This is a genomic window from Burkholderia sp. SRS-W-2-2016, from assembly GCF_001931485.1.
Lineage (GTDB): Bacteria > Pseudomonadota > Gammaproteobacteria > Burkholderiales > Burkholderiaceae > Paraburkholderia.
On the sequence record NZ_MSDV01000019.1, the window covers coordinates 363,126 to 381,081 of the forward strand.

Consider the following 17,956-nt stretch of genomic DNA (forward strand, 5'->3'; position numbering starts at 1 on the left):
CAATTTCCACGCAGTAACGACAACGACGTATATAACCGGGAAATATAGGAGACAGTCAGAATGAAACTGAAACCACGCAAGATTCTGTTGGCGCTCGCGATGGCCGCGGTGGCGGTGGGGAGTTCCGTCGTCAGTACCGCGCAGGCGGGCACGCTCGCGCTGAACATCGCGTACAAGGGCGCGAGCCAGCGCGCGGTCTGGCAGCAGGTGGTCGACGAGTTCAAGAAGGCGCATCCCGGCATCGACGTGAAGGTGTCGTTCATCGACGAAGAAGCGTACAAGGTGCAGTTGCCGGGCTGGCTGTCGACGGTCGCGCCCGACGTCGTCAACTGGCACGACGGCGAACGGATGGCGTATTACGCGCAGCGCGGCCTGTTCGAGGATCTGAGCGGCGACTGGCAGAAGAACGGCTGGAACCAGATGTATGCGTCGACCAAGGAAGCGTCGTCGTATAAGGGCAAGCAGTATGCGGCGCCGACCGTGTACTACTCGTGGGGGATGTTCTATCGCAAGGATCTGTTCGAGAAGGCCGGCATCAAGAGCGAACCGAAAACCTGGGATGAGTTTCTCGACGCCTCGAAGAAGCTGAAAGCCGCCGGCATTACGCCGATCGCGGTGGCGGGGCGCGACGCGTGGACGCTGGCCGGCTGGTTCGACTATCTGAATCTGCGCCTGAACGGCAACGCGTTCCATCAGAAGCTGATGGCCGGTGAGATTCCGTACACCGATCCGCGCGTGAAGAAGGTCTACACGACGTGGAAGCAGCTGATCGACGACGGCTATTTCATCAACAATTCGCTGTCCTACGATCTCGACGCGGTACAGCCGTTCCTGTTCCAGGGCAAGGCCGCGATGATGCTGATGGGTACCTTCATCACGGCGGGTTTCCCGGAGAACGTGCGGCCGCAGATGGGCTACTTCCAGTTCCCGATCATCGATCCGAAGGTGCCGACCGCCGAAGACGGTCCGGTCGAATCGCTGCATATTCCGTCGAAAGCGAAGAACAAGGCCGACGCGCATACCTTCCTCGCGTTCGTCGAAACGCCGGAGATCGGCGCGCAGCTGGCGAAGGGGCTCGGCTCGCTGTCGGCGAACAGCAAGTCGCCGGAACCCGACGATCCGATTTCGAAGATCGGTTTCCAGATCCTGTCGAATACGAAGGGCGGCATCGCGCAGTTCTACGATCGCGACATGACCAAGGAAATGGCCGACGAAGGGATGAAGGGGATGCAGCAGTTCATGTCCGACCCGTCGAAGATCGACGACATCCTCGCGCAGCTCGAACAGACGCGTCAGCGGATCTACAAGAAGTAAGTACTGCGAGAAGTAGTACTGCGCGGCGGCCGCGGCCGCGCGGCCGCTGGCGCTTGCCACGGGTCGTGCGTCGCGGTCGCGGTGATCGCATTGAAACTGATTGTGTATTGGCTTGATCGGATCGGGAGATTGATCGTGTCGTATTCCGTTAGCCGGCAAACTGTCGGCGGTCCTGTAGAACCCGGCGGGCCGAGCCTGCCCGCGCCCGGCGGCGCGCTGCCCGGCTCGTCGAGCGCGCCGCGCCGGCGCGGTCCGACGCCGACCGCGCGGCGCCAGCGGCGCGCCGCGTTCCTGTTTCTCGCGCCGGCCTGCTTCATGGTGGCCGTCTACGTGGTGTGGCCGATCCTCTCGACGATCCGTCTGAGCTTTTTCAACTGGGACGGCATGACCGAGCCGAGCTTTATCGGTCTTGCCAACTACGTGGAACTGTTCCACACGCCGACCTTCTATACAGCGCTCAGGAACAACCTGATCTGGCTGGTGCTGTTTCTGCTCGCGCCGCCGATGGGCCTCGCGGTCGCGCTGTATCTGAACCAGGCGGTGGCCGGCATTCGCATCGTCAAGTCGCTGTTCTTCGCGCCGTTCGTGTTGTCGGGTGTGGTGGTCGGGCTGATCTTCTCGTGGTTCTACGACCCGACTTTCGGCCTGCTCGCGATGATCCTCGGCCACGGCGTGCCGGTGCTCGGCGACCCGCGCTACGCGACGCTCGGCATCGTCTTCGCGGCGCTGTGGCCGCAAACCGCGTACTGCATGATCCTTTATCTCACCGGCCTGACCGCGCTGAATGCGGAGCAGATCGAAGCGGCGCGGATGGAAGGCGCGCGCGGCTGGTCGATGCTGTGGCACGTGATCCTGCCGCAACTGCGGCCCACCACGTTCATGGCGATCGTCGTCACGATCATCGGCGCGTTGCGCAGCTTCGACCTGATTTCGGTGATGACGGGCGGCGGCCCGTTCGAAAGCTCGACCGTGCTGGCTTATTTCATGTACGACCAGGCGATCAAGTACTACCGGATCGGCTATTCGGCCGCGATTGCGGTGGTGCTGTTCGCGATCATGCTGGTGTACATCGTCTATCACCTGCGGCGGATGCTGCGGGCCGAGCAATAAGGAGCCGCTGATGTTTCCGATTCCTATCGATAAATGGAAGCCGGCCACGCGCCGCGTGTACAAACTGACGTTGCCGATCGCGCTGCTGATCTGGCTGCTGCCGATGATCGCGGTACTGGTCACGTCGGTACGCTCGACCGAAGAGTTGAGCGAGGGCAATTACTGGGGCTGGCCGAAGCACTTCGCGATGTTCGACAACTATCGCGAAGCGCTGACCACGTCGCCGATGCTGCATTACTTCTGGAACAGCGTGCTGATCACGGTGCCGGCGGTGGTGGGCTCGATCGCACTCGCGGCGATGGCGGGCTTCGCATTGGCGATCTACAAGTTTCGCGGCAACTCGACGTTGTTCGCGACCTTCGTCGCCGGTAATTTCGTGCCGATCCAGGTGCTGATGATTCCGGTGCGCGATCTGTCGTTGCAACTGGGCCTGTTCAATACGGTGAGCGCGCTGATCCTGTTTCATGTGTCGTTTCAGACCGGCTTTTGCGCGTTGTTCCTGCGTAACTTCATCAAGCAGTTGCCGTTCGAACTGGTCGAGGCGGCGCGCATCGAAGGCGCGAACGAGTGGACCGTGTTCTTCAGGATCGTGCTGCCGCTGATTCGTCCCGCGCTCGCCGCGCTGACGATTCTGGTGTTCACGTTCGTGTGGAACGACTATTTCTGGGCGTTGTGTCTGACGCAAGGCGACGATGCCGCGCCGATTACCGTTGGCGTTGCCGCGTTGAAAGGGCAGTGGACCACCGCGTGGAATCTGGTTTCCGCCGGGTCGATTCTGGCCGCGTTGCCGTCTGTCGCGATGTTCTTCGCGATGCAGAAGCATTTCGTCGCCGGGCTGACGTTTGGCGCGACCAAGGGGTGATGCCGCGAATGCGCGGTGTTGCGTAATGATGCGATGTAGAGAGGGTTGCCCGCGTAAGCGGGCTTTTTTTCGACCGGACCGAATTGCTCTCGGTCGTGGCCGCTTCTTCGTTACCGCTTCTATTAGTGGATATCGGCCGACTCACGGTTGACCCGCTGCATCGCGACACGCAACGCGGCGCGCGCACTATCGAGCGGCTGCCTGCCTTCGCTTGCCGCGCTGGCGAGCGCGGCGGCCGGCGCCATCCACGGATGGGCAAACGCGACGACGGTCGCACCGTTTGCATAAGCGTCGCTCGTGGCCGCGGCGATCGCCTGGTAGCACGCCTGCATCTCGCCGCTTCTGAACGTCGCCCACACTTGCGGCACGTGCACGATTTCCACCGACGCGCGAGCTTCGCTTGCATGCCCGGCGAACAGTTTCCGGTTCGATTCGAGCGCGGCTTCGGCCGCGCATAACACGGCGATCGTTCCGCCGTTCTTCGCGGATTCAGCCGCCGACGCCGCCAACGCGGCATCCGCTCTCACCACCGGCACCGGCGAATCGGTCATCTCCGCAACCACCGGCCCCAGAGTCGCGCAAGTGACGACGACCGCTTCGGCGTCGGCCGCGAGTTCGAGCAGACAGGCGCGCGTTTGCTGTTTGAGTTCGGGCGTGAACGTACCCGCGCGATCGACCGCTTCACGCAAGTCCACCCGCACCGTATGCCGCAACGCGTCGGACGCTACGCCCAATTCGGTCGCGGCGTGTTCGAATACCTGCCTGTTACCGTCGATCGTGTGCAGAAAGGCAATGCGCATGGCTGTCAGTTCCGGTGAAGTTGAAGGAGTCGGTTGGTGGTCCGATTCATTGCGTCGAGCCGGCATTGTTCCGATCTCGCTCCGCCTTAACAAGGCAACTTCTCCTACCGGTATCACGGCTACCCGCCTGGGCCCGCAAATAAAAACCGGCCTTCCCGGTAAAGGGAAGGCCGGCAAATTACCGGGCGACAACGCCAGTCGTCAGGCCGGATCGGCGTACTTCAGCGTCCACGAGAACGTGCGGTTCGCGCCGCCCGACAGCGCGAACGGACTCGTCGTACACGCGAAATCGCCATGCAGCTGACCGATCGGCGTGGTCGACAGCGGGTTCGTGACGCCGTTCACGGTATCGAATTGCGACAGCGCGCAAGTGTCGAAACCGGTCGTCGCGTAACTGGTCGCCGGACTATTCGTGTAGTTCACCGACACGCCGTCGCTATTGGCCTTGCTGTTCTGGAAGTCCGCGAACGACGTGTAGTCCGTTTCGACCGCCAGATTGCCCGTCAACGTGGCCGAGCTCAGCGTATCGGTGCGCGTCATCGTGCCGTGGCTGAACGTCATCACCGTATGCACCTGCAGATCGAGGTCGGTCGTGTAGGCGGCGTTCTTCGTCGCTTGACGGAACTTGGCGGTGTCGAACGTGACGACGACCTGACCATTGCTTTCCTGCACGTTCAGGTTCTTGTAATACGTGACCGGAATATAGGTCTTGCCGCTATACGTGACCTGCGGAATCAGCAGCGCGTACGCGAGGTCGGTCGTGCCATAGGCGAGATTGTCCGAAGCCGGCGCCGGGTAGTACGGCGTGAACGAGTTGTAGTCGGGCGCCTGGCTCAGGTTCAGGTTGATCACGCGCTGGCCGTCGCGCACCGTGATCAGCGCCGCGCTATACGGATGCGCGGTGTCGGTCGGCTGGTTGTACCAGGTCAGCGTGTAATGCGGCTTGGTGTCGAGATAGGCCTGCATCTCGGCATCGGACAGCGGCGCCTTGCCGTTGAAACCGAGCTTGTCCCACCACGCGTTCACATACATGTACTGGTGCAGCAGGCTGAAGTTCTCGCCCATCACCCGCGGTTTGCCGCGATACGTGTCGGTGCCGCGGCCCTTGACCCACATGTTCACCGACGGCGTCGGCAGCGTCGGGTCGTACCAGAAGTTGCTGAAGCGCAGCGCCGATTTGTAGATGTACGTATAGGCAACCTTCATTTCCTGATCGGTCAGCACGCCGGCATTGGCGGCCGCGGTCAGTACTTCCATGAAGGCCGAGTCGCCGTACGGGCCGATCGAGCGGCCGTAGTTGAAGCCTTGGCCGTTGGTGTTCAGCTGCGGCAGAATCAGATCGACCGATTTGCGCAGATACGATTTGAGCTCCGGCGTGAGGTTCGCCTGATTGCCCATTTCCAGCGTGCGTTCGGTCACTTCGCCGATCAGCAGCGTGCTGTAGCGGTCGTAGCGCGCCTGATCGTAATAGGTCGTGTGCGTGTTCGACGCTTCGTCCGAGAAGCCGCCGGTCGAATCGTTGCGGATGTGCTTGGTGAGCGTATAGAGCAGCGCGTCGCGCGCGTTCATCGTCGCGACGCTCGCGTCGGCGGTCGACGAGAACGTCGGGTTGCTCCAGCCGAGCTTCTGGCGCAGGCCGGCAATCCCGTACGACACCGCGTAGTAGTTCTGCGCGGTATTGAGCGACGCGACGTCGATCGACGTGCCCGCGGTCGGGCAGGTGTTGGTTTTGCCGCTCGCGTCGGCGCCGAACATATCGCAGAAGGTCAGGCGGGTTTGCAGCGTGCTCAGCATCGCGTCGCTGAACACCTCGTTCAGCATCCCGTGCGCCTGGAAGTTGTTCAGCGCGACCAGATAGTAGTACTCGCCCCAGGACGTATTCGCGTACGTGTAGTTGGCGCCGCTCGACTGCATCATCGCGGTCGTGATCTTCTGATAGGTGGCCAGATAATCCGCGTAGGCCGGATCACCTTTCGTTTTCATATCGATCAGGATCCACGACAGACCGAGTGCGAGCTTGCCGGGCAGGAATTTGTCGCCGGTGTTCGTATCGAGCACGTGGACCGGATTGCCGTCGCCGAGATCCATCACGACCTGAGTGAAATCCGGCGATTTGCGGATCAGGTCGAACAGCGCTCGCATTTGCCCCATCATCGTGATCGGAATGCCGGCCTCTGCCGGCACGCTGGTGTCGGCCGCGCCGTAGACGACCCCGTGCAGCGAAATGGCGCCGTTTTTCGACGGATCGGACGCAGCAGGCGGCATGCTGGACGAGGGCGGGTTCGTCGTCGCGGACGGAGCGTCGTCGTGGGTGCTGCCGCCGCAGCCGCTGAGCAGCAGCGCGGTGGCCGCGCTAAGGGCAAATGCAAGCGTAGTTTTTTTCGGTGAAAGCATTTTGTCTCCAGATTTATTGATTAATGCCGTGGTGATTGAATTTCTGGTTTTTGGCGATTTTTATTCGGCTCCTTTTTAATAATCTCCGTTAGCTGCTGGGGTGCTCTGGTTAATGTTTATTCTCAAAACATCAGTCATCTGATGACTTAAAATAAAATAAGCAAAACGATACCGCTGCGGCGGGCCTGTTCGACCCCGCCGCATCTATCGAATCTGGTATGAAACCCAGTATTCCTGGGCCTCTCCAGGTAGTAAGCGTCGCTGCGACGCAACATCGCAATTACGCGAACTTCACCTCGCAAAAGATTATGTAAGTCGTAGGAGATCATATCTCAAACGGAATTGCAAGCAGCGTCAAAAACGCCAGGGGCGACGGTGTGGGCGGCTAATAGGCGAGGGCGAGGCTTCAAAAGACGTTCTTGAGCGCTTTCAGAGTTAATGATTTTCGGACCGGTTCTGATCGTAAATATCCAGTCGATTTTTGGCTGAAAATTAGTTAGGGTGACGAATCATTGAGGACGGTGCCGAGCGCGGCGTTGCTTTCGTCCTGATAGCGGCTGGATTCGAAATCGATTACACGGTGGGCGTTTTTCAGCCGGCGGAAGGTGGAGGTTAAACGTTTTCCTTGATCGTGCGGACGTGCGAGCTCCGCGAAAAATTATCTAGGATTCCTCCTTATCGGGGCCGTCGAGCGCAGCGTGCGCCGGCCCGCCTCCCGGGTCCGCCGCCGTTCGGCTAAGATACGGCCCGCCATGCATTTTTTAGAACAGAAGGAGTGGTTTCAATGATCCAACCGAGCAACGTTTTCAAGGAAAATCTCGCCCAGATGCCGGCGATCGACGGCATCGCGCGCATCGATCTGGTCGACGGCGCGGGCGCCGTGGTCGCCGGCATCGAGAACAAGCCGGGCAAGCAGGGCTCGCTCGCGGTGTACAACTACCTGCACGGCGCGTTCGGCACGCTGGACGCGAAGGCCGCCGAACACGGCCTCGCGCTGTTCGCCGAGCATACGGCCGACGCGCGCACCCGCCCGGGCGCGCACCCGAACGTCGACATCCTGCTCGCGATCGCCGCGGGCGGCGCGCCGCTGCGCATCGACGTCGTGCCGGCTGTCTAAGGCCTGCCGTAGCGCTTTTCCTGTCGGCAGGTTAGACGTTTTCCCGCCACCGCGACCCCGCCTACGCCCAGCGGGCTGGGTCGCGGCCTCGCTGACCCGTTTCCGGTAAAAAATCCCTGTTGTTTCAAAGACATCGGATTGGCTTCGGATTTGGCTTCTATTCGACGAATTGAAAAGCCGGCGGCCGGCGCACACTGATTTCGTGCCATCGCGCCTTTCCGCCAGGAGCTTCAGATGTCTTCCCGCCACGACAAATCCCGCCCCTTCGACGCCGACCTGCCGGATCACGCCGGTGCGGACTGGGATTGCCCGTCGTCGCCGGGTCCGGGCGCCGACGCGATGCGCGAGCTGCAATGCGGCTCGGAAGCGATCCTGCGCCTCGCAACCGACACGCATGCGGCCGTTGCGCGCAGCGACGCGGCCGGTGCGGAAGCCGCGCGCCAGGCACTGGAAAAGCAGTTGTCGCTGACCACCAATCTGATCGACCAGCTGCTGTTCGGAGCACCCGAGCGCTCCACGCTGCATTGACCCACTACGCGGCGACCACCCGCATTCACCTGTATCCCGACGTTTCCGGAAACTGACATGAGCACCTTGACGGTCATTCTTTGCATCTGGGCGATGCTCGCGCTGTGCGCGGTCCTGTTCATCCGCGGCGCCAGTTCGCGTGTCGAGCGCGAGATTGCGCAGCCGAAAGCCCGTCCGTCGCGCTATTCGATCGCCGAGTAACGGCGCGGGAGCCGCGGGGTAACATGAGGTTCGCCGGCGCTCGCCGGCGGCACCGACGATGTTCCCACCGGAGGTTCTCGTATGGACACACATTCGATTCTCGGCATGCTCCATGCCGAAGAGGCTTTGCTGGTTTCCATCGTGCGGTCGCTGCCGGCGGACCTCAAACGCAGCATCGCCAACGACTTCCACGAGCAGGCGCTGCTCGCCGAAACCTCGCATCTGGACCCGACCACCGACCGCGAAGCCAGCGACGCGTTCAAGACCCACGTCCGGCGTCTGTCGAACATGCTCGCTTCGTTGTCTTAACTAAAACGCGTGCCGCGCGGGCGATACTGCACCGAGCCCCTGCGGCAACCGGCCCCACGCTCCAACGCGTTTATTAGGGGCAGCTTAAGTCTGACTTAAGAAAGCGCCCCTAGGCTTCCCCCAGCCTCATGCAGCGTTTCATGCATTGTCTGGAAACGCTGACTCAACGAAACCACCTCGTCGTGCGTGCCTTGCGTGCATGCGGCGGTCGACGCTGTCGTTAATCAATGCCTCTATCTGTAGCTCGCTTCCTGCCGGGGCGTGCCAGCAAGGTCATTGCTGTGTGTGCAATGAGCTCGGTGTGCGCGGCTTATCTGGTCTCTCATCAACGCGCGTGGCGCGACGAAGAACCCGACGTATCGCTGGTCAGCAAGGACTCGACGCGGTTCGGCGCGCGCGCGCCGAATCCGGCCGCGGCGCCCGCTGGCGCGACACCCACCGCGCCTGCCGCGCCGGCACCGGCCGCGCCGCAACCGCCGCCATTCACCGTCAGGACGGCGCCGATCGAGCGCACCTTCGCGGCGGCCGCGAAGAGCATGGGCGTCGACGCGGGCACGACCGCGATTCTGTCGCGCGCGTTTCACGACGAACTCGATCTGTCGCGCGACCTCAAACCCGGCGACCGCGTCAGCGCGGTTTTCGATAACGCCGCCAATTCCGCTAGTCCCGCTAATCCCGCCGATTCCACCAGCAAGGGTAACGACCACGCGGCCGCCCGTGAGCCGCTCGCGGTACGCATCGTGCGCGGCGCGCAGACCCATGACGTGTTCCTCCACAAGGACCTGAGCGGCAAGCCGTTTTACTACTCGAAAGAGGGCGTGAGCGCCGGTCCTGTGTTCGAACGCTATCCGCTCAACTTCACCCGCGTCTCGTCGGAGTTTTCGTTGCGCCGCCTCGATCCGGTCGTGTATCGCTGGCAGAGTCATGACGGCGTCGATCTGGCCGCGCCCACCGGCACTCCGGTACGCGCGACCGCGCGCGGCGTGATCCGCTTTCTCGGCCATCAGACCGGCTACGGCAACGTGGTGAAGATCCAGAACCCCGCGCCGTATTCAACGACGTTCGCGCACCTGTCCCGTTTCGCGAAAGGTCTGCACAACGGCAGCCACGTGAAGCGTAACGAGGTGATCGGCTATGTCGGCGAGACCGGCTGGGCAACCGGCCCGCATCTGCATTACGAGGTTCACGTGAACAACGTGCCGCGCGATCCGCTGAAGGTCGATCTGCCGCAGAAAACCACGCTGAATGCCGATCAGTTGAAGCACTTCGAAGCGCGCGTCGCGCAATTGACCTCGTTGCTGTGAGCGTTTGCCGTCTCAGCCTTGCGACATCCCGGTCCGCCCAAGGTAAGTGCTGCCAGCTTCGATAACGCACCGGCAATTCTGACCGGTGCGACTCGCAAACCTTTGCCTGCCAGCCTACGCTCGGGTTTTCCCGCGCGCGTCGAAACGATGCTGGCGACGCCGCGCGCGAGTGTTGCCGCGTCGCGAGGCGTCTCAATTCCGATGCATCGCCTGCGCTTGAGCCCACGCAGCGCCTCGTTCATCGACATCGATCCTTGCCAGGCAAGGCTTTGACCCGTGATGGCATAGCCGTTGCAATAACGGGCTCACAAGAACTACAGCTTGCGGCCGGACACAGAAGCAGTGAATAAATGCCGACAGCAGCAGGCGTCTTCGTGATTCGCGCTCGGGGAGGAAACGCGTGTTACGAGGTGCGGCGGGGCCAACACAAAACGGCTGTCGATAAAAACGGCGACGCGAGCGGGCGATACGGCAGCAGGTATCGGCCACTCGCGATCGCGACGGCGTAAAACGATGACCTCGCCGATTTTTTTCGTCCTTCGGACGACGCTGAATTCGTCGTGCGTTCGCGTTGCGAAGCGCCGGCAAGGGCGAGCGAGGGCGAGTGAGAGCGGTCGATTCGGCACCCGCTGCCGCGGGTCCGCTGCGCCGCGCTCCCGCATAACCGCTGCTTGCGCGGCGGCCGGCAGACTGCGAAGATCACGCTAACGCTGCTGCCGTTCCCGACTCTCCGCTGTTCCTGACATGCATGCTCTTTCGAGCGATGCGGCTCGACGCCACTCGCGGGCGTTCGCGTCGTGTCGCGCGGGCCGGCCCGCGAATGCGTGCGCAGGAGCGCACTACGCGGCATGCATGCGCCGTCCGGGGAATTCCAATGTTTGCGTCGAGCCAGTTTTCCGCCTTGCTGCACCACGCGAGCCTGTGGCTACAGGCCTATGCGCTCGTGCTGGTGATGATGGGTCTCGGCGCGTTGCTCGAACGTCGCTGGCCCGCCACCTTGCTGCAATCGCGCAAGGGGCAGCGGCTGAACATGGCGTATGCGGGCTTCTATATCGCGCTCGTCGAAGCGGTCAAACCGCTGACCGCGGCGGCCAGCGTCGCGATCGTGAATGCGTCCGGCGGCGGCATGGTGCCGCTGGTGTCGCGCGGATGGGGCGCGCTCGCGTCGTTCGTGATCGTGCTGGTGACGATCGATTTCCTCGAATACGCGTTTCATCGTTTGCAGCACACTTGGCCGCTGCTGTGGAAGCTGCATTCGCTGCACCATAGCGCGGTGGATTTCAACGTGACGATCACGTTGCGGCATCACTGGCTCGAAGTGCTGATCAAGGGCTGCCTGCTTTATCCGATCGTCGGTGTGCTGTTCAAGGTCGAGCCGTGGATCGTCGGCGCAACGTCGTTCGTGTTCATGTTCGGCAATTACTTCGCTCACCTGAATCTGCGCGTGGACCTCGGCCGCTACGTCACATGGGTGAACAATCCGCAGTATCACCGTCTGCATCACTCGATTCGCGCCGAGCATTTCAATCACAACTTCACGCAGTTGCTGCCGCTGTGGGATCACGTGTTCGGCACGCGCTGGGTGCCCGCGAAGCACGAGTGGCCCGCCACCGGTCTCGACGACGGTACGCAGCCGCGCTCGCTGCTCGGCGCGTTCAGCTGGCCGTTGGGACAGCACGCGGTAAGCGCGGCGGCGCCCGTTCATAAGCCGGTCGCGGTTGCCGCTCATGAACCGGTGGCGGCGCCGGCTCATGCATCGATTGCGATGCCGGCTCGAAAACCGGTAGTTGTACTGGAGAAGGGAGAGAAGTAACGCGCGGGCTACGCCGGCTGGGTGCCGCGTACCGCGTTGCCGCCCAGCAGCGACACGATCAGTGTCGCGATCACGAGCACGCACAACGCGACGCGCAAGCCGAGCAGACCGGCGCCGAAGCCGATCAGCGGCGGCCCAATCAGAAAACCCGCATAACCGGCCGTCGCCGCCATCGACACCCCGACCGCGGGCGTCGCGCTGGTGCGGCCCGCCGCGCTGAAAATCACCGGCACGATGTTCGCGAGGCCCAGGCCGACCAGTGCGAAGCCGATGCACGCGGTCAGCACCGTCGGCAGACTCAGCACGAGTGCGAGTCCGGCCAGCGCGAGCACGCCGCCGAGCGCGACGACCCGGCTCGAACCGAAGCGCCGCACGGATGCATCGCCAGCGAAGCGGCAGGCCGCCATCGAAAACGCAAATGCCGAGTAGCCGATCGCGGCGACGCTGGCCTGCTGGTTCAAGGTGGAACGCAGATACACCGCGCTCCAGTCGGCGATCGCGCCTTCCACCAGCATGCAGAGAAACGCGAGCATCGCGAGTTTCATCACGCCGCTGTCGGGCCACGCGAAGCCGCTCGACGCGGCCGCCGCGCGCGGACCGATGTCGCGCAGCGCCAGCACGGCGGCCGCCATGATCAGGACAGCGATGAAAATATCCGGCGCGAGCAGGCCGCCCACGACCCCCACGCCGCTTTTCTGCAGCAGCGCGCCGGTGGCCGCGCCGAGCAGGCCGCCGGCACTCCAGGCCGCATGAAACGACGACATGATCGGCGCGTGCCAGCGCGCTTCGAGCGCGCTCGCATGGCCGTTCATCGATACATCGAGCGCGCCGTTCGACGCGCCGAGCACGAACAGCACGCCGCACAGCGTGACCATGCCGGGCGCGAGCGCGGGCAACGGCAACGCGATCGCAAAGGCCACGCCGAGCAGCGCGGTCGCGCGGCCGCTGCCGAAGCGCGGCGCGAGTCGTCCCGCGAGCGGCATCGCGACGATCGCGCCGAGAGCGAAACAGAACAGCGCGAGACCCAGCGACGCGTCGCTGAGCGCGAGGCTTTCCTTGATGCGCGGGACTTCGACCGCCCACGCGCCGATGCCGAAACCGTTCGCGAGAAATACGCCGAGCGTCGCGATGCGCTCCTTGACGAGTGCGTTCATTGGGCCGCCACCAGTACGTTGCCGCAGACGTTTTGCAGGCTCGCGATTCGCGCGGCCGGCACGTCGGCTTCGATACACAGATAGTCGACCACGCTCGCCGCCGCCACTGTGAACGGCGCGGCCGTCAGCAGTTTTTCCGAGGTCAGAGCGATCGCGAGCTGGCCGCTTGCCTTGACCATCGCACGCTTCAGTTCGGCGTCCTCAGCGTCGAATGCGGCGACGCCTTCGGCGGGATCGAATGCGCAGGCGCCGAGAAAACACAGGTCGGCGCGGATCTGCTGGATTTGCAGCAGCGCGGTCGCGCCGAGCGAGCCGGCCGCGCCGCGCGCAAGGCGGCCGCCGATCAGGATCACTTCGAAGCCGGGCCGGTTCAGCAGACGCGCGCCGGCTTCCGGCGAATTCGTGACGACGGTCAGTTCCGCGTCGTCGGGCAGTGCGTCGGCGATCGCGACGTTGGTCGAGCCGGCGTCGAGCAGCACGATCTGCTTCGGACGCACGATCGATACCGCCGTGGCGGCCAGCCGTGCCTTGCGGTCGACCGCTTCGTGCATGCGCACCGCCGCCGGTTTGTCGGCCGGCGACAGCAGCAGCGCGCCGCCATATACACGCTTGCACAGCCCCTGGTCGGCGAGTTCGCGCAGGTGGCGGCGCACGGTGTGCTCCGAGGTCTGCAGTTCGGCGGCGAGTTCGGCCGCCAGCACCCGGCCGTGCGTGCGCAGCCGCTCCAGAATCAACGCCTCGCGCTGTTCGGGCAACAGCCCGTTTATCGCTTCCTGCAGAGTTCGCTGCATCGCTGTGCCTCGCTGTCTGGGGATGAATCGATCATAAACGAGCATAAAGTATCGTAAACGATCAAAACTGGCAAGCGATGTCGGATGGCGGTGCGCCAAGCCCCTTGGAGGCCGGCAGCGCGCGGAAGGCGTCGCAAAATCAGCCGGCGCCCGTTCCCGCGCGTCGCGCCGCCCGCCCAAAAACCAGCCAGTCGAGCAGCCAAACCACCACCAGCGTCACCCCCATCAGCGGAAACACGATACCGAGCAGCACGAGGCCGGCTTTCCAGCCGCGCATCGGCGGCGCGCCGCGTTCGCGCGACGGCGCGCCGAGCGCGCGTTGCGGCCGGCGCTTCCACCACATCACGAAGCCGGTCACCGCGAGCGCGGCGAGGCCGAGCGAAATCAGCGCGCACAGCAGCTGGTTCGCGACGCCGAAATAGCGGCCCATATGCAACGACGTGCCGTACGACACCGCCTTGGCGATCGCGCCATAGTTGCCGTAGCGGATGTCCTTCAGAATCGCGCCGCTGTACTGATCGATGTAGAGCGTGCGTTCATCCTTCGGATTACCAGGGAAATACGAAATCGTATAGACGCCGGTGCTGGAGTTCGGCAGCACGATGTTGTAGCCGTCGGTGATGCCGAGCGACGCGGCGAGCGTGACGATCTGCGCGAGCGATAACGGCGTGGGTGCGTCCGCTTCGGTCGTAGCCGGCAGGTCGGAAGAGGGCACGCGCGAATTGCTGGCGGCCCACGGCTTGAGCGGCAACGGCAGATCGTCCATCACCATGCCGGGCATCGAATCCATATCGGCGTGACCAGCATGAGCGGCATGCGCATCGTGGCTGGCGTCGGCGGTCGCCGAACCGGACTGCTCCGCAGCGCCGGTAGGCGCAGAGTGACCGGCGTGCTCCGAGCCCGAACCCGAGCCCGAGCCCGGCAAAACCGAACGCAACGGCAACCCGCCCCACGCCCCCTCCGGCGCGCCGAGCTTCGTCGCGGTCGCGAACGCCTTGAACTGCTGGCCCCACGATCCGGTCCACGGCAGTCCGCTCAGCACGAACGCGAGCGCGCCGAGCGCGAGCCAGATGCCGAGCACCGCATGCACGCTTTTCCACAGCGGCCGTCCTTGCAACGCGAAGCGCGGCACCAGCGCGCCGCGCACGCTGGCTTTGCCGCGCGGCCACCACAGCGCGATGCCGGTGCCGAGCATCACGAGGGTCCAGCAGGCGGCCAGTTCCATCAGCAATTCGCCGGGTTTGCCGAGCAGCAGCTTGCGATGCAGCATCCGCACCACCTGCATGAAGCGACGCTCGACGCTCAGCGTGCCCAGCACCTCGCCGGTATACGGATTCAGATAAACGCTTTGCCGCGTGCCGTCAGCGAGACGAAACACGAATTCCGCGCTGCGGCGCGGATCGCTGCCGATCACCGCGGTGGTCGCGGCCGCGTCGGCCGGCATCGCCGAACGCGCCTTCGCGAGCAGCGCGTTGTGCGGAAGCATGCGCACCGCCTGCGGCGCGACGACCATCTTCTGGCGATACAGCAGCGGTTCGAGCTGCGGCTGGAAGCAGTACAGCGTGCCGGTGATCGCCAGTACTAGCAGAAACGGCATCACGAACAGGCCCGCGTAAAAGTGCCAGCGCCACAGTGTTCGATAGCCGGGATGGACCGCGCTGGTAGCGGTGCGGGCTGTCGTCGTGTGGTCGGCGCGCGAGCGTTCGGTGGTCGGAGTCGTGGACATGAGATTCTCGTCGGACAGAAAAGCGCGCATCGGTCGATGCGCGCGAATCGATTTACAGCCTGGCTGCTATGCGGTTTGATGCGCGGCTAGATGCGCAGCTTCGCTTCCAGATAGAACGTGCGGCCCGGATACGGGTGATAAACGAAGTAACGCGCATCGAACAGGTTGTCGACACCGACGCCGATCTCGCTGAGCCTGGTCGGCTTGAACGTGAACTTCGCATCGGCCACGGTATAGCTGCTGGTGCCGCCGAATACGTTCGGATTGGTGTCGGTATTGGTGAGCGTGTTGTACTGGCGGCCCGAATAACGCGCCGCGAGCGTCAGCGCCGCGCGTGCGTCGAAGTGATAGGTCGCGGCGACGTTCACGCGCCACAGCGGAATCCGGTAGAAGTACTTGCCGACCGAGGCCGGGTTCTGCGCATTCTCGAGAATCTTCGACTGCGTGTACGCGACGTTCGCGATCAGATCGAGACCGCGCACGAACACGTCTTCGCCGGAATAACTGGTTTCGACGCCGCGCGAGCGAACCTTGCCGATGTTCTGGAAGTTCGTCACGTTCGGAATTACGGTCGTATCGGTCTGACTGAAGATCGTGTTCTTCACGTCGTCCTGAAACAGCGAGAAGCGGAATATCCCATTCCAGTGCGCCCATTCGGCGGTGAGTTCTTTCGACAGCGCGTTTTCGGGTTGCAGATTCGGATTGTTGTTGACGATCGCGAAGCCGTTGATTTGCCCCTGGAACAGCTCGCCGACCGTCGGAAAACGGTAAGCACGCCCAATCGATGCGCGCAAGGTCAGATCCTCGCTGACGTCGAACGACAGCGACGCTTTCGGCGAGAAGTGCTGCTGGCTCACGTCGCTGTACGGCAGCGTCGTGCCGGGCAGCGACTGCGCGCCGTCGTACGCCTGCCAGTCTTCATAGCGCACGCCGTACACCAGTTTCCAGCGCGGCAGGAAGCGCCATGCGTCCTGCGCGTAGAGCGCCTGGGTCTGGGTCTTGCCGGCGAAGCCGTTGGCAAACGCGTTGGCGGCGCCGTCGCGCCAGTTCAGCGTGGTGTAGCTGCGGTTGTCGACGAAATAGTTGTCGTAGTGATAGCCGAAGCTCAGCGCGTGATTGGCGAGGCCGGCCTCGTTGTTCGCCGGTGTATACGTGCTGCGCAGATCGAGTGTTTTCCAGCCGGTGCCGTCGCCGAACAGCGCGGTGCCGGGACCATTGTCCGGGCCACCCGCATTCGCGGTGCGCGCGACGCTGTTGCTGACGTCGTAATACGACGCGATCGCTTCGGCGTTCCAGCCGGTCGCGTAGCGCGTTTTCAGCGCCAGCCCGTACAGCCAGTTCTCGCTGTAGCCGCGGCTCGGCGCCATCGCGGCAGCCGGAATCGTGTAGTGATAGCCGTCGATCGATACATTGCCGCTATACACCGGATTGCCGTCGGCATCGCGCAGGAACGTCGAGGTTGCGCTGTTGTAGGTCTGATGCCAGTAGCCGAGCGTGAACGCGCCTTGCAGCGTCGGCGTGAAGTCGTACTGCATCTTCAGCTTGAGCTGGTCCTGCACCGTATGTTCGATGCCTTCTCCGTTCACGCCGAGCACGGCGGTCGGCGTATTGGTCTGGTTGTTGTAGAAGTACGCGCCGCTGACCGGTGTGTCGCCGGCCTTCGCCGGCGTATTCGATTTCGCCAGCGTCGCGAATTGCAGCGGCTGACTGGTGGTGTCCAGATGATTGACGCCGAGCCGCCAGGAGAACTTGCCGATCTTGTCGCCGATCGACGCGCTCGCCGAGGCGCCGTTGAAATTGCGGTTCACGCCGAACAGGCTGAAGTGCTGGGTGAAGCCCTTGACGTCGGCATTCGCTTCGAACTGCGTCGGCATGCGCGTGCTGATCAGCACCGTCGCGCCGAGCGAATTGCCGGGATAGAGCGCGGAAAACGGCCCATAGATCACGTCGACCTGCTGGATTTCCTCGGGCGACACCATCGACCAGCGCGGCGGAAACGCGTAGTTATTGCCGAGCAGATTGCTCAACAGCAAGCCGTCCGCATACACGAGGCCGCGCGCGCTTTGCGTATTGCTGGTGCCGCGCACCGCGATGATCGAATTCAGATCGCCGATAAAACGCTTGCGTACCGCGAGATTCGGCATGTACTTCAGCACGTCTTCGGTATTGACGACGTTCCAACGCGAGAACTGTTCGCGCGTGACGGTCTCGACGGAGGCCGGCAGATTCGGATCGAGCGTGCGCGGCGCGGCGGTGGCGGACGCGCTCGCGTTGACGCTGACGGCCGGCAGCGTGGTGTCGGTTTGGGCGTCGTCGGCGTGCGCGTGAGTGGCGGCGAGCATCGGCACGAGGGCCGGCAGCAGCGCCGACACCGGCGCGCTCCAGCGCGATGGGCGCCGTAGCTTCGGCGCGTGAGAAGAGGAACAAGTGGAACGGCCGGCGTCGCGATGGACGTGCAGCGGCAGCCTTCGCGGAGCGAAGTTGAACATGGGTGTTTCCTTGATGCATTGAACAGGCGATCGCAGGCTTCGTC

At 63.4% G+C, this 17,956-nt stretch carries 16 protein-coding genes; 10 read left to right on the forward strand and 6 right to left on the reverse strand.

Annotation, left to right across the window (positions count from 1 at the left end):
* The first annotated feature begins 60 nt into the window (after window positions 1–60).
* The 3 genes from BTH42_RS08030 (at window position 61) to BTH42_RS08040 (ending at window position 3,286) form a co-directional block, all read left to right on the forward strand.
* The gene (locus tag BTH42_RS08030; protein WP_075297647.1) at window positions 61–1,314 is read left to right on the forward strand and encodes an ABC transporter substrate-binding protein; all 1,254 of its coding nucleotides are present in this window, start codon (window positions 61–63) and stop codon (window positions 1,312–1,314) included.
* A gap of 135 nt (window positions 1,315–1,449) precedes the next feature.
* The gene (locus BTH42_RS08035) at window positions 1,450–2,424 is read left to right on the forward strand and encodes a carbohydrate ABC transporter permease (RefSeq protein ID WP_075297880.1); all 975 of its coding nucleotides are present in this window, start codon (window positions 1,450–1,452) and stop codon (window positions 2,422–2,424) included.
* A 10-nt stretch (window positions 2,425–2,434) separates the two neighbouring features.
* Window positions 2,435–3,286, forward strand: coding sequence for a carbohydrate ABC transporter permease (locus BTH42_RS08040; protein ID WP_075297649.1), 852 nt, complete (start codon window positions 2,435–2,437; stop codon window positions 3,284–3,286).
* Window positions 3,287–3,408: 122 nt separating this feature from the next.
* On the opposite strand, the gene BTH42_RS08045 is transcribed toward BTH42_RS08040, so the two are convergent.
* Entirely contained in the window at window positions 3,409–4,086 is a 678-nt protein-coding gene (locus tag BTH42_RS08045; protein ID WP_075297651.1) for an arylsulfatase, read from the reverse strand.
* Between the two features lie 201 nt (window positions 4,087–4,287).
* Complete coding sequence (locus BTH42_RS08050) at window positions 4,288–6,351, reverse strand: hypothetical protein (RefSeq protein WP_256701873.1); 2,064 nt, start codon at window positions 6,349–6,351, stop codon at window positions 4,288–4,290.
* Between BTH42_RS08050 and BTH42_RS35920 the strand changes: the two genes are divergently transcribed.
* The 7 genes from BTH42_RS35920 (at window position 6,350) to BTH42_RS08075 (ending at window position 11,752) form a co-directional block, all read left to right on the forward strand.
* Window positions 6,350–6,559, forward strand: coding sequence for a hypothetical protein (locus BTH42_RS35920; protein WP_256701874.1), 210 nt, complete (start codon window positions 6,350–6,352; stop codon window positions 6,557–6,559). The two genes, BTH42_RS08050 and BTH42_RS35920, sit on opposite strands and share 2 nt — an antisense overlap.
* 705 nt (window positions 6,560–7,264) lie before the next feature.
* Complete coding sequence (locus tag BTH42_RS08055; protein WP_075297655.1) at window positions 7,265–7,597, forward strand: DUF2322 family protein; 333 nt, start codon at window positions 7,265–7,267, stop codon at window positions 7,595–7,597.
* 234 nt (window positions 7,598–7,831) lie between these two features.
* Window positions 7,832–8,125 carry a hypothetical protein gene (locus tag BTH42_RS08060; protein ID WP_075297657.1) on the forward strand — a complete coding sequence of 98 codons (294 nt, stop codon included), beginning with the start codon at window positions 7,832–7,834 and terminating at the stop codon, window positions 8,123–8,125.
* Window positions 8,126–8,182: 57 nt separating this feature from the next.
* Window positions 8,183–8,326 (forward strand): hypothetical protein, encoded by a 144-nt coding sequence (locus tag BTH42_RS35365; protein WP_178392133.1) that lies wholly within the window; start codon window positions 8,183–8,185, stop codon window positions 8,324–8,326.
* 81 nt (window positions 8,327–8,407) lie between these two features.
* Window positions 8,408–8,635 (forward strand): hypothetical protein, encoded by a 228-nt coding sequence (locus BTH42_RS08065; RefSeq protein ID WP_075297659.1) that lies wholly within the window; start codon window positions 8,408–8,410, stop codon window positions 8,633–8,635.
* Between the two features lie 290 nt (window positions 8,636–8,925).
* The gene (locus tag BTH42_RS08070; protein ID WP_075297661.1) at window positions 8,926–9,939 is read left to right on the forward strand and encodes a M23 family metallopeptidase; all 1,014 of its coding nucleotides are present in this window, start codon (window positions 8,926–8,928) and stop codon (window positions 9,937–9,939) included.
* 874 nt (window positions 9,940–10,813) lie between these two features.
* Entirely contained in the window at window positions 10,814–11,752 is a 939-nt protein-coding gene (locus BTH42_RS08075; RefSeq protein ID WP_256701875.1) for a sterol desaturase family protein, read from the forward strand.
* Window positions 11,753–11,760: 8 nt separating this feature from the next.
* Here BTH42_RS08075 and BTH42_RS08080 read toward each other — a convergent pair whose 3' ends face one another.
* The 4 genes from BTH42_RS08080 to BTH42_RS08095 form a co-directional block, all read right to left on the reverse strand.
* Window positions 11,761–12,906 (reverse strand): MFS transporter, encoded by a 1,146-nt coding sequence (locus BTH42_RS08080; protein WP_075297663.1) that lies wholly within the window; start codon window positions 12,904–12,906, stop codon window positions 11,761–11,763.
* Complete coding sequence (locus tag BTH42_RS08085; protein WP_075297665.1) at window positions 12,903–13,697, reverse strand: DeoR/GlpR family DNA-binding transcription regulator; 795 nt, start codon at window positions 13,695–13,697, stop codon at window positions 12,903–12,905. The genes BTH42_RS08080 and BTH42_RS08085 overlap by 4 nt, the downstream gene beginning before the upstream one ends.
* 139 nt (window positions 13,698–13,836) lie before the next feature.
* Complete coding sequence (locus BTH42_RS08090) at window positions 13,837–15,423, reverse strand: PepSY domain-containing protein (RefSeq protein WP_075297882.1); 1,587 nt, start codon at window positions 15,421–15,423, stop codon at window positions 13,837–13,839.
* 86 nt (window positions 15,424–15,509) lie between these two features.
* Window positions 15,510–17,912: a TonB-dependent receptor gene (locus BTH42_RS08095; RefSeq protein WP_075297667.1), complete on the reverse strand. Its 2,403-nt coding sequence runs from the start codon at window positions 17,910–17,912 to the stop codon at window positions 15,510–15,512.
* Between the last annotated feature and the right edge of the window lie 44 nt (window positions 17,913–17,956).

Coding starts and splice junctions, on each gene's coding strand:
- BTH42_RS08030 (WP_075297647.1), top strand. CDS start 61: ATGAAACTGAAACCACGCAAGATTCTGTTGGCGCTCGCGATGGCCGCG.
- BTH42_RS08040 (WP_075297649.1), top strand. CDS start 2,435: ATGTTTCCGATTCCTATCGATAAATGGAAGCCGGCCACGCGCCGCGTG.
- BTH42_RS08045 (WP_075297651.1), bottom strand. CDS start 4,086: ATGCGCATTGCCTTTCTGCACACGATCGACGGTAACAGGCAGGTATTC.
- BTH42_RS35920 (WP_256701874.1), top strand. CDS start 6,350: ATGCTGGACGAGGGCGGGTTCGTCGTCGCGGACGGAGCGTCGTCGTGG.
- BTH42_RS08050 (WP_256701873.1), bottom strand. CDS start 6,351: ATGCCGCCTGCTGCGTCCGATCCGTCGAAAAACGGCGCCATTTCGCTG.
- BTH42_RS08055 (WP_075297655.1), top strand. CDS start 7,265: ATGATCCAACCGAGCAACGTTTTCAAGGAAAATCTCGCCCAGATGCCG.
- BTH42_RS08060 (WP_075297657.1), top strand. CDS start 7,832: ATGTCTTCCCGCCACGACAAATCCCGCCCCTTCGACGCCGACCTGCCG.
- BTH42_RS35365 (WP_178392133.1), top strand. CDS start 8,183: ATGAGCACCTTGACGGTCATTCTTTGCATCTGGGCGATGCTCGCGCTG.
- BTH42_RS08065 (WP_075297659.1), top strand. CDS start 8,408: ATGGACACACATTCGATTCTCGGCATGCTCCATGCCGAAGAGGCTTTG.
- BTH42_RS08070 (WP_075297661.1), top strand. CDS start 8,926: ATGAGCTCGGTGTGCGCGGCTTATCTGGTCTCTCATCAACGCGCGTGG.
- BTH42_RS08075 (WP_256701875.1), top strand. CDS start 10,814: ATGTTTGCGTCGAGCCAGTTTTCCGCCTTGCTGCACCACGCGAGCCTG.
- BTH42_RS08080 (WP_075297663.1), bottom strand. CDS start 12,906: ATGAACGCACTCGTCAAGGAGCGCATCGCGACGCTCGGCGTATTTCTC.
- BTH42_RS08085 (WP_075297665.1), bottom strand. CDS start 13,697: ATGCAGCGAACTCTGCAGGAAGCGATAAACGGGCTGTTGCCCGAACAG.
- BTH42_RS08090 (WP_075297882.1), bottom strand. CDS start 15,423: ATGTCCACGACTCCGACCACCGAACGCTCGCGCGCCGACCACACGACG.
- BTH42_RS08095 (WP_075297667.1), bottom strand. CDS start 17,912: ATGTTCAACTTCGCTCCGCGAAGGCTGCCGCTGCACGTCCATCGCGAC.